General features: G+C 54.8%; 8 protein-coding genes and 4 pseudogenes. 5 read left to right on the top strand and 7 right to left on the bottom strand.

The window, feature by feature from the left end; genetic code table 11:
* Positions 1-1,903: hypothetical protein (locus N5096_RS15435; protein WP_267665690.1), on the top strand; the 1,903-nt coding region annotated here is incomplete at its 5' end.
* A 452-nt stretch (positions 1,904-2,355) separates the two neighbouring features.
* Here N5096_RS15435 and N5096_RS15440 read toward each other — a convergent pair.
* From N5096_RS15440 to N5096_RS15455, 4 genes and pseudogenes are all read right to left on the bottom strand, one after another.
* Positions 2,356-2,616: pseudogene (locus tag N5096_RS15440) on the bottom strand (sensor histidine kinase); the annotation flags it as partial.
* Positions 2,617-2,838: 222 nt separating this feature from the next.
* Positions 2,839-3,276 carry a TRAM domain-containing protein gene (locus tag N5096_RS15445; protein ID WP_267665691.1) on the bottom strand — a complete coding sequence of 146 codons (438 nt, stop codon included), beginning with the start codon at positions 3,274-3,276 and terminating at the stop codon, positions 2,839-2,841.
* Positions 3,277-3,377: 101 nt separating this feature from the next.
* Positions 3,378-3,671, bottom strand: coding sequence for a hypothetical protein (locus N5096_RS15450; RefSeq protein ID WP_267665692.1), 294 nt, complete (start codon positions 3,669-3,671; stop codon positions 3,378-3,380).
* A gap of 119 nt (positions 3,672-3,790) precedes the next feature.
* Positions 3,791-4,273: pseudogene (locus tag N5096_RS15455) on the bottom strand (DUF7983 family protein); the annotation flags it as partial.
* 124 nt (positions 4,274-4,397) lie between these two features.
* On the opposite strand from N5096_RS15455, the gene N5096_RS15460 reads away from it, so the two are divergent.
* Entirely contained in the window at positions 4,398-4,754 is a 357-nt protein-coding gene (locus N5096_RS15460) for a MarR family transcriptional regulator (RefSeq protein ID WP_267665693.1), read from the top strand.
* Positions 4,755-5,026: 272 nt separating this feature from the next.
* Here N5096_RS15460 and N5096_RS15465 read toward each other — a convergent pair whose 3' ends face one another.
* Positions 5,027-6,409, bottom strand: a complete 1,383-nt coding sequence (locus N5096_RS15465; protein WP_267665694.1) for a PDDEXK-like family protein — start codon at positions 6,407-6,409, stop codon at positions 5,027-5,029.
* Positions 6,410-7,055: 646 nt separating this feature from the next.
* Here N5096_RS15465 and N5096_RS15470 point away from each other — a divergent pair.
* Entirely contained in the window at positions 7,056-7,937 is an 882-nt protein-coding gene (locus tag N5096_RS15470) for a ParA family protein (RefSeq protein ID WP_267665695.1), read from the top strand.
* Positions 7,937-8,371, top strand: a complete 435-nt coding sequence (locus N5096_RS15475; protein WP_267665696.1) for a DUF7970 domain-containing protein — start codon at positions 7,937-7,939, stop codon at positions 8,369-8,371. Before N5096_RS15470 ends, N5096_RS15475 begins: the two co-directional genes overlap by 1 nt.
* 59 nt (positions 8,372-8,430) lie before the next feature.
* On the opposite strand, the gene N5096_RS15480 is transcribed toward N5096_RS15475, so the two are convergent.
* The gene (locus N5096_RS15480; protein WP_267665697.1) at positions 8,431-9,660 is read right to left on the bottom strand and encodes a tyrosine-type recombinase/integrase; all 1,230 of its coding nucleotides are present in this window, start codon (positions 9,658-9,660) and stop codon (positions 8,431-8,433) included.
* 347 nt (positions 9,661-10,007) lie between these two features.
* Here N5096_RS15480 and N5096_RS15485 point away from each other — a divergent pair.
* Positions 10,008-10,645 (top strand): annotated as a pseudogene (locus N5096_RS15485) (IS6 family transposase).
* A 96-nt stretch (positions 10,646-10,741) separates the two neighbouring features.
* On the opposite strand, the pseudogene N5096_RS15490 reads toward N5096_RS15485, so the two are convergent.
* A pseudogene (locus tag N5096_RS15490) lies at positions 10,742-10,865 on the bottom strand (IS5/IS1182 family transposase); the annotation flags it as partial.

A 10,865-nucleotide genomic window follows, 5' to 3' on the forward strand; every position in this document is an offset into this window, starting at 1 on the left:
GTCTATAACATCAAACGCTTCGTCAAACAGTGAATCTCTACGCCTTACAGCGATTCAACACAGCCCTTCAAAAAGATACAGTTCTGAGGGGGATATGTCGGCAATGGGAACTAGCCGTCGACAGATGCTTACTGCGAGTGGTCTCTTGGCCGTTGGTGCGCTCAGTGGCTGTCTCGGTAGAGTCGCAAGTGCGACGACAAATACAGGAGCATCCCCAGCCGCCCCCTTCGCAGGTATTGGTGAGTACACCGGCCCCTCGCCGACGGGCGACCCGACCGTGTACAAACTTACTCCGACAGTGTCCGGTGATTCCGGACTTCTCTCCGGAGAGGTCGAACTCGAAGCGTGGGTGACTGCGCAAGCCCTCGCTGCGGCCAACTACAACAACAGTCGAAGCAACAAGTCGAAAATCCGTGGCCCGGGAGATGCGGATTCAGACGGCGACGGAATCGACGATACAGTCGAACTCCGTTCTAAAGCACTGGAGTTAGAGAACCAACTGCTCTCCCAGACGAAAGCAGCAGCCGACTCCATCAGCAAGCGCTCTGCACGCAAAGGGCCTCGCGGCCTCGCAGACATGGGCGACACCATCGAAGACATACAGGCCACGCTCGAACGCTGCTCCGACGACGTGTGCGTGACCGTGCGAAACCACTCGGATGACAGAGCGTCGCTGGCTCAGCAAGCGGCAGAGCACGTTGAGAACGGCGAGTGGGAAGCCGCTGCCGAAGACGTTCAAAAGATACGAGGAATCGTCGAAGGTGACATCGAACTGCTCGACTCTTCGTTGAACGACGCAAACACCTCGGGCGTGACCGGCGAAATCATCCTCGGGGAAGACAGAGATATGGTGATGCCAGGAGACAACGTAGGAGCCGTGTTCGACTACCTCGCTGATGAACCCATACTCAGCGAGCTGTTTACCATTACGGTCCCCGACGCTCGCGTCCCGGGCCGGGACCTCGCGCTCGTTAACGAACTCACTCCGCGCCGCATCATCGAGTACGTGACCGGCAGAGCCGATACTGAAGGTAAGATATACGCGTGGGGAGAGCTCCGAGCCCGCGCGGAAAACGGTGGAGGAAACACCAGCCCGATTTACGAGGGAGACCCGATTGGTGGTGAAAACGTCCTTAACAGGGCAATCATGGGTGACGACATCTCTCTCTCCAACTCGGACGTGTGCCTGTCAGCCCTTTCGGGACCCGTGGACACAGGTATCCATCTCGAAGTCACCGCCGTTGACGGCCGAATCAGGGTTCACGTGGTGAACGACCCACCACAGGCCACGGAGACGACGCCTGCCCTCGCAGTCAGTGCAGATGGGTCATCAGTCTCCCCCGCTGACTTCGAGAGTTGGGGTTCAGAAAATGGGGCGAACTCGGCCACGCCGACACTCGTGTGTCCGATTATGGTCTCCCCGCCGGACTGCCCGACGCCATTCCCCGCGCTGTTGTACGTTCGCCGTTGTAAGAACGCTGACCAGTATCTCTACACAGGTGGGTGGGTTATCGACGATAGCAGTCTCTACGAGAACTCTGCCACGCTCGTGGATGTGGGAGGACCGACGGAAGTCCTCGGTGTTGGCGCTGGTGACTTGGATGAAGATGGGTACGGAGACGTGGTTGCTCGAAGCCTGTCTGACGACCGAGAGCGACAAGGAGCAAGACTGTTTGATGGGTCGATTTCGGATGCAGTTGCCCAAGGGGTCCTTTCAGAAGCAGAAGGAGACGACCTCATGCTGCGAAAGCGCCCGGGGCGCACCGAGACGGAAGCCCTGACAACCGATGATGTGCCGGTAGTGCTTACGCACCAAGGACGACTCGTCCACTTCAGCGAGACAAACGCGTCTGACGATGTGAAATTCAAAGCAGGAGCCGAGCTCTCGAAGAGTGTCAACTAAGCACCGACTATTCTTGATTTCACTTTCTTTGTGTCGTTCGTGGTTAGATAACTCGTGAGATAATTATTTAAATAACTACGTGGATACTCATTATTGGACGACTCACATTTCGTCGATGATGTTGGATTCACTTGGTTCTGTCAAGTAGGGCTCTATCGCGCTGTACCACTAACTCCAACGGTCATTATGACACGGACGGGGACTTTCTCTTCGGCTAAATAATGGTGTCAGTGCCACCGAGAGTCATTATGTCGTGTCCCTGAATATTGAGGGATAGCCGGCTCTGTTGAAATACTATTATTCAGACATATTCTTTTCTGAAACAGCCGGTCGATGAGAGCTGCGTATTGACCGCTAAGCAAACTACTGGTTGGCGTAGGGGCTGAAATAGAAGTAAACTTCACCTCTCACATTCATCTAAGATTTAGTAGCCTACTGAGTGGGTATCCATGTTATTTAGTCACCGATTCACTGCCACCTAGATCCACGTTTGTGATCTCGAACCGCGCACCGTTTGCGTCGCTCGACGTGACGCGAATATCCCAGCCGTGGGCAACCGCGATCTCTCTCACAATCGCGAGCCCGAATCCTGTGCCCTCAGAACTCGTCGAATAGCCCTTGTCAAAGACTGCATCGCGGTCATCCTCGGGGATTCCGGGCCCATCATCCGCCACGTAGAACCCGTCATCGAGGTCGCCTACCGTGACCGTAATCGGATCAACATGTGTTACCTACTCAGAATTCCAACTGGTAGTCTGTATCCACCAGAACCCGGTGTATTCGACCCAGAAAGCCGCCAAAAGCTTACGTTCAAGCCCTGTTAACGTTCATTTGGAAGGATAGTGTCACACGCTCCTTCCACCCCTCACTAACTGATTCCCACTTGGATGTGAGAAGTGCTCGATACCGCACTTGCCAGTGCGAGTCAGCGAGTCCTAGGCCTCTTGGCGAGGGTTGCGATCGACGACATCCGCGAACGCAACGTTTTCGCGCACCTGTCTCATCTCGACGGTGACGCGGTCTCCAACGCTCGTTTCGGGAACGATCACGACGTAGCCACGCTCGACTTTCGCGATCCCGTCACCTTGGTCACCGAGGTTCTCGATCTCTACCTCCCGCTGCTCACCTTCCTCGACAGGTGGGCCCTCGAAGTCCTGCTGCTGATCTTCGTGGTCAGCAGGTTGGATGGAGTCAGTCGTCTCTGTATCGTCCACATCCGACGCTGCCGTCGAAATGAGCGCAACACGGTATGTCTCATCTTCAGCAATTGTCCCAGTGGCTATCTCGCGTTCCGGTACGGTAATCTGGTAGCTGCCGTCCTCTTGCTCAACAGTCGCAGTATACAACGTCTGGAGCGTCTCTGAAATATCCATAGATTGCGTATCCCTTGACTCGTGCTAGAGAACTTGTTTCTAGCGTTTCTGTTGCTCTCAACTGATCACCGTCGTTGCGAGCGGAAGACCCGAGAGGCGGTTCAGGGCTTATCGCCACGCTCAAACACGGCGGCAAAGTCGTCAAGAAGCTCCTGTGGAGATCGCTCATCACCACGAGACGGCAGTGGTGCTTCCCAGCATTCGATCTCGAGTGTGCGCGCATTCGACACCGATTCCGGCTCAGTTACCACATTGAAGATGCCGGTGCGATAGATAGCCAGTAGTCGCTGATCGTGAACACTGACGTAATCGATTCCAGCCCGATTCAGGACTGCTGGAACGTCAGTCGGCCCAGATAGCGAGATAGAGGCGCTTGGAGACGCCGAGTCGCTCATACGGTAGCTTCGTCCATCGCACCGATAAAGACCAGCCTCGAGGAAGGTCCGGATACAGTATCTAGCCAATTCCCGTGGGCGGTCTGTCGTCTCCCAACGGGTACGGATGTGGGTACCGGCTACCCACCAGTTGAACGAGTATGGACTGATGTCCCGGAGTCAAAACTGGTGAGCTCGGTAATACGCTGCTCCAGTTCTTCGATTTCAGCTTGGAGCTCGGTTGTGTCTTCGTCGGCTCCAGCCAACTGGTCTTTGAGTCCTTGGAGACGAGTTTCTTTCATCTCTTCGTCGACGTCTGCCTTCCGTACATACTCGCTCTCTTCAATCTCGTAGACATCGGATTCAGAGAGTGACGTTACCTCCAACGCGTCATCAAGTTTGCTCGTGTCGACGGTCATCACGCGCTCGGGGTCGATCCCTTCTGCTTCCAGTGGCTCAAGGACCGTTTCGTCATCTTTGAGTGTTCGATTTCGGCGGACAGCCCGTTGAGCGGACCCGTATTGACCACTCACGGGTTGATCGTGATGGAGACGGTCAAGCAAGACGCCACGAACCCCCTGTCGGAGGTCATTAGCGTTGCGCTGGACGTCGATAGAGAGTGTCAATGAGGCCAAGCCAGAGTGTTCAGTAAGGCAGTTGAGTTGGGTTGTAGTGGCGTGAAAGTAGTTCAATAGAGATCCAAGAGACTGAGATTCATATAGACACACAATTAAGAGTCAGACAGCAATGTCGGAAGGTTCGTTTCCAGTCACTCCCGGTTCCAGCGAGTATACGACGCTAAGTTTTCTCGTCGCACGCTGCGGTAGGAGGTTTTCGCCTGGCGAGATCGCAGTTCACACCGATATTTCTGAGACGAAGGTGTCGAACGCGGTGGCACAACTCGTCAAATGGGGGCTGGTTCAGCAGGCAGCCACCGACTTCTATGTCGATCCAGCCCAAGCTAAAGAGATACGTCAACGGCTCAGGTCTCTAGATGCAGTTGTTCAGCTTTTTGAAACAGCACCGACGGACGACGCCTACGCCGAACCAGGGTGGACAGATGAAGTTCCATCTCTTACTGTGAGCCAAGATGATCGCTCGTAGCGCCAGTTGCTAGACGACTGACTACCCTCCACCGCGAGTATTTCTTACTGTGATTCCAGTGAAACCAGCTCTCCTGTTCTACGTGATTCTACTACGGGGGCTGGGAGATAACATACTGCGAGATTTGCGCTCTGGATCCAGCAACCAGTTCCGACCAGTCCCTAGGGATTTCGGCAGAGCCATGTTGGGAGCATCTACAACTGCCAGATAGGAGCTGGTTAGCGACGAGACTGGTTTGAGGGAGACGTTGGACCCTCGAACTCAAATCGTAGTCACTGGTACTTCGCAACGGCCCTCTCGAAGGTCGCACCCATCAGTTGGATCAAATCTCGCTCGGTACAGACGAGGTCAACAAAGGCCTCGTGGAGGGCAGCGGTATAGGCATCAAAATAGTCCTCGTGACTGTCGGCCGGGATATCGTACGTCGCTTCAATCAGTGTCAGTTTGTTCCCGGTCACGAGGCCCGCAGTGTCCGCAAGCAACTCTTCAAATTCATTCCGGCGGTCATAGAACTCCTCCGCATAGATATCACGAAACACGGCCGGATTTGAGCCCATATTCCGGAAGCTGAATTTCAACTTGTGATCTCGCGTTGCGAGGTCCCGGTTCCGTCCCATGCGATGGTAGAATCCAATGCGGAGGTCATTGCTGTCCTCCGCACGATCTGCCAGCTTCTCCAGTGACGTCTCGTGTCTGTACCATCCGTACTTGAACACGTGTTGCCAGTCGCCGCCGTTGGCCCGGAGTATCCAGCGTTCGTCATCGCGATCGGGTCTTGAGACGCTAACCTCCGGAAAGTACTCTCCGTCTAATCGGTTGACCTCGGGTTCGGTGTCGGTCAACTGCTGGGCCACATCTCGGCCCCAGCCTGTCGCGTATGATTCCCAAGCGTCGTCGAAGGCGGCCTGGACATCTTCGATTGCGTCAATGTGCTCAAGGTACAGTGCGATCTTCTCTTGGTCTGCGGCTGAGTGGGTCGTCATATTCGTGATGGACTGGAGGTCGTCTCTGAGGTCGTGAAGTTGCGTTGTCGTTCGCTGCGGATAGCGGAGCGCGTTCTCAGTGAGGAAGTCATCCAGTACCTCACTCACGAATGTCCGCCAACTTTGGTTTGCGAACGTGTCGCTGCTGGCCTGGGGGCCATCGTGCTGATGGAGAAAGAGGTAGTACTGGCCCGACCCGTAATCCCTGACAGCAACGCCATCAACGTGCGTCGCTCGGCTGTAGAATTCCGTTCCTGTTTCTTTGGCCGAGAATTTTAACTCGACCAGGAGGAACCACTCGTTAGGGATATCGAGCACGAGATCAGCATACCCGGTGGACGCGTCCGGATCCTCGCGGTCATCGATTGGGACCTGCTCTTTGACTCGTACGTCTGAGAGCTCGAGGGTATCCTCATCGAACTCAGTTGTGGCTGGCAGTCCTTGGAGAAACGCATACAAGAAGTCAGTACCCATCCCATGCGGTTCCGCTGGATCGAGGAGATACCGCATGAGCCGATTCACGTATACTTCGGCACGGCGCTGCTCTCCAAGCCCATACTCGATGACGTTCATCGTTGAGCGTGGCTCGGCAGGGCTGGAGATGATCGACCGCCACTCGCGGTCGAGGGTCTGGAGATCTGCTGTCAACCCTGAGTCGTCGTTATTGGTCACTGCTACCGAACAGCATTGCTGGCAATTGTGTTAATTGTGTCCCGTCGAGACCGGGAGTGTTCGGTAAATGGCACGGACAGAATTGGCGACCTCGTCCGATAGCAAATTCGGACCACTGTCGCGATACAGACGAGACACGCACATACAACTAAACAACTAACTGAAACTGCCATCGCCCCACCAGGGGGGCATTTCACCGGGAGAGGGATTCGAGTGTTGGGCCACACAGATGCTATGGATTGCGACCATGAGGTTACACCCATACCGCGAGATTACTAGGGTTACAGCCCACCCAACGGGGCTACACGGGTTACAACGACAGGTCGGTGTTATTGGTCGACGACGATCCAACTCTCTCCGGTCGCGTGGAGTCACACATTCGAGGTCAGATTTGAGGACCGCCGAGTCTCACCTCGAAATTTCACCATTTCCGTGTGACAGTATTATGACCCACTAAGGCGGTACATCTCGATAAATCTTAGATCTATATCTTAGACAGGTACCTTAGATACCAATCTTAGGTAAGTGTCTTAGACAAGTATCTTAGACATCTAAGATAGATGTCTGTCTTAGATATCTTAGTTACCTCACTAAGTTAGATAAGTGTCTTACATAACTTTATAAGATCTCTATCTAATATCTCTGTATGCTCTCGTACACGGTTTACAGCGAGGCCGGCGGCGTCGGCAAGACGTCGTTGACAGCGAACATTGCTTGCGCTCACGCGCGAGCAGGGCTTGATGTCCTTGTGATCCCACTGGATCCACAGGACGGGAATCTAAGCCGGTTGTTCGACGTCGACGACGATCAGAGCGATTCGTCCGCGGACAGCCTTGTGCGCCATCTCGTGGATAATCCAGGTGGCGAGTTCGATGATCTCATTCGAACAGCAGAGGGCATCGATATCATTCCGGAACACAACACGCTCTCGGACCTCTCAGACCATCTCGCACGCGAAAAAAGCCGCGCAGAGGACTTTGGGGACGCCTACAACATCTACGCGCAACTCCGCCGTGTCCTCGTAGAAAACGATGTGCCGGACCGGTATGACGTCCTCATCTGTGATCCGCCGGCAACGGAGTCTGACCATCTCTATAATGCGATTTACGCGACGAGAAACCTCCTCATTCCGTTTGAACCATCCGCAAAGGGCGAAGCGTCTGTTGAGGGCTTAGAGGAACTTGCGACGAACTTCGCGAACGAATTGAATATCGATGTCGGCGTCCTTGGGGCGGTCCCGATCGAGTTCAAGGGGACAAAAGATCAGAATGAGATCGTTGAGGAGGTCCCCTTCAAGGTGCCTGAGGTAATCGGCGACCGGACGTCGATGATGGAGGGCTGTTGGCGACACCAGTGTAGTGCGTTCGAGTTCGTGCGATCTCACCGTAGTCGACGCCGTGATTACGAGGTTGAGACACTGGCGAAGTTCGATCGAATTGCTCGATTCCTCGAAACCCAAGGCGGCATTACTGCCCCATCACCGCCTGAACCGGGCGCATTAGACGATCCTGAGGAGGTGACCCTCTAATGGGGGGGTTCAAAGAAGGGACTGTCAACGACTGGGACGACGAGGAAGAGGAAGACAATGACAGCGAACCAGAGTTCGAAGGAGATGCCTCCGCCAAAGAGGACAGCAGTGATCAAGAGAGGCAAGCTGCCGAAGTGGGGATAGAAACGGGGGCGGAGGATACCGTCGAAACAGGTGTGAACAACACTTCAGGGGGTGATATTCCCTGGATTCTCCGGCGGAATAGTATCACTGACGGGCGCGATCAGACAGTCCAGATTCACCTCCAAGAAGAGACGATGACCGTCGAGCGGAAACAGAAGTCACTCATCGAAGCCCGACTCGGGGAAAGCGTCCGAAAAGCCGATCTCCGGGAAGCAGCGTTACTGGTCGGACTCCAATACACAGACGATGTCGTCGACGTCCTCGAAGAGTGGGGGTACGCTCTCGAATAATATCGCAGTAGACGGTTTATTCAAAACTCGCAAATCACGTGACGACAGGTCGACAGCGGCTACTCTTCTGGTGAGAAGATATCGCTGCCCACGTCGGACAGCTCACTCGCCTCCTTGTGAGCGTACATCTTCGACGTCGTCGACGGATCCTCGTGTCGAAGGACTCGTTGTGCGTCACTGAACCCCGCTTCGTCGTAGTATGCTTCCCCAACACCTCGGCGAGCGCCATGGAGGGTGAGATAGCCCTTCGAATCGTTTGAACAATCCACAGCAGCTTCTTGAGAGAGCTTCTTGAGCGTGTACCGGCCGCCTTCAGTGGTTAGCGCCGGTGGCGTAAGTCCCCGTTCCCGGAAGGAATCAACGAGCTCAGCTGTGCCGAGACTGGTGATCTCATTTATCGTCTCATGATCGACTCCACAGTCCCGAAGCTGATTCCGTGCGGCGTCTCGCAATGATGCGAGATGGAACGAAGGAAAGACGGGCCAGACATCGTCGGGCGGGTCTAAGAGTGACTGCCAGCGGGTGAGAGCCCCGACGGGACGGTCCGTTAGCGGTGCCTTCTCGATTTTCTGGCTTTTGCCAAGCACTGTCAGGATCTCCTGGTCGGTATCGACGTCCGCCCACGTAATTCCCGTCCGCCGGTCATCCCGACTGGCAGCCAGAACCTCGGCACCGCGAGCACCTGAGAAACCGATCACGTAGACGAGGGCCCGGTCACGGGCAGCGGTGAGTGCCTCTCGACTCTGGGGATCGGCATCAATGGCATCGTGCGCTCGCTCATCGAGGTGTGAGACGATTGTCTCACGCTGCTGTTGCGACCAGAACTGTTGTTGTCCGGAATCCGTCGTGGGGCGGTCAGGCATTTCGTCTTTCGCTCGGTCGGTGTCTGCCGGATTCTCCGCGATGTACTCCCACTGCTGGCAATAATGGAGGTACGCGGAGACGAGGGAGTAGTAATTCCACGCCGTAGCGGCTGTGATCCCCTCGGTGTCACCATTCGCCCGCCGAGCGTTCACGCGGCGAGCAAGATGGCCAGCATAGCGTGCGAGATGTCGGCTATCGAGTTTTTCGAGAGTGGCCACGCCCCGACGATCCATCCACTCGATCCAGTCCGGGACGACGCGTTCGAGCGCTTGAACGTAGTTGCCCGATCGCTGCGTCGCGTTGCCGTCTGGGTCTTTCTCTTCGATCGTCTTCGCCTTGGCGTCGAGAAAATTCGGTAGTGGCTCGTCGAGTGGTGTATCGCCGGTCGTTTCCCCGGGTTGAGGGCCGTCAGCTGGCGGTGCCATCGATTCAGCTTCACCGACAGCGGGGACCCACAAAAATCTACTTGTGACTACTCGACTAATCCAAAGTAAAACTCTTGAATCCAGAAAAAGACGTTACAGCCTCCAGAGGTAGGGTATTCGGCACTATAGGGAGAATTTCGACATAGGTATATTGTATATCGCTATACCAAAACTGAACCCCGTAGTTCCCCACGGACACGGTGTCTATCTCTACCGCAAAGGTGGGGAGCAAGCAATGCCCGCAAAGACATACGTTGGAAAACACGTGGATCTTCACTGAAGAGCATCCGGGAAGGGGATTCCATCGCGTTAAGTTAGAGGATGAGGCGGACGAGTTCTGAGTGTCTATGGCAGAATTCGACCGCCTCAGCGAACGTATCGCGTGGATCGACTTGTCGTTTGTGGAGCGAGATCGAACGCCGCGCGGGCGATTGAAGTAGGGATCCGCTGTCATTTGGCCGGTATGTCACTGCGTGAGGTAAGTAAGCATCTTGAACTGTTTGGGATCGATCGGAGTCACGTCGCTATCCATAACTGGGTTCATAAAGCTGATCTACAGCCGATCTCGACCGTCTCCGGGGATCAACTCGCGGTTGACGAAAAGATGATCCGACTCCACGGCCAGAAGTTCTGGCTGTACGGCGCGGTTGATCCACAGACGAACGAGATCCTCCACGTAAGCCTCTATCCGACGGCAAATAAACAGACGACGCGATGGTTTCTCACCGAGTTACACCGGCGCTATCAGCTCGATAACGTGGAATTTCTCGTTGATGACGCAGACTATCTCGGATCAGTTCTCGCTAAAGATGGCTATCGATTTCAAACCATTCGACATGGAAATCGGAATGCTATCGAACGTGTCTTTTGGGAAATAGAACGCCGGACATCATCGTTTGCGAATAGTTTCAGCAATGTCGCGTTAGAGACAGCTCAAAACTGGCTCGAAGCCTTCGCCGTCTACCACAATTCACGCCAAACTTAACGCGACCGTTGCTTTGGTGAACAGACCAATCTGGTGTGCGCGTTTGTAGCTGAACTCGTGATCTTTGTGCTGTGTTGAATAGATGCTGAGTCACGGTTATAGCGGCTCACACAGTGGCTCTATGTTGGTGATGGCGAACATCAAGACGATTTCACGGAACTGCCGATACCAGCCCAGCGCTCGCACGGCGTCGCCGAGCGAGCGCTTCGTAGTCGAGTAC

It is taken from the genome of Halorubrum yunnanense, from assembly GCF_026586675.1.
GTDB classification, from domain to species: domain Archaea; phylum Halobacteriota; class Halobacteria; order Halobacteriales; family Haloferacaceae; genus Halorubrum; species Halorubrum yunnanense.

Bases quoted from the DNA above. Each gene is read 5' to 3' on its own strand.
- N5096_RS15445 (WP_267665691.1), bottom strand. From the start codon at position 3,276: ATGGATATTTCAGAGACGCTCCAGACGTTGTATACTGCGACTGTTGAG.
- N5096_RS15450 (WP_267665692.1), bottom strand. From the start codon at position 3,671: ATGAGCGACTCGGCGTCTCCAAGCGCCTCTATCTCGCTATCTGGGCCG.
- N5096_RS15460 (WP_267665693.1), top strand. From the start codon at position 4,398: ATGTCGGAAGGTTCGTTTCCAGTCACTCCCGGTTCCAGCGAGTATACG.
- N5096_RS15470 (WP_267665695.1), top strand. From the start codon at position 7,056: ATGCTCTCGTACACGGTTTACAGCGAGGCCGGCGGCGTCGGCAAGACG.
- N5096_RS15475 (WP_267665696.1), top strand. From the start codon at position 7,937: ATGGGGGGGTTCAAAGAAGGGACTGTCAACGACTGGGACGACGAGGAA.
- N5096_RS15480 (WP_267665697.1), bottom strand. From the start codon at position 9,660: ATGGCACCGCCAGCTGACGGCCCTCAACCCGGGGAAACGACCGGCGAT.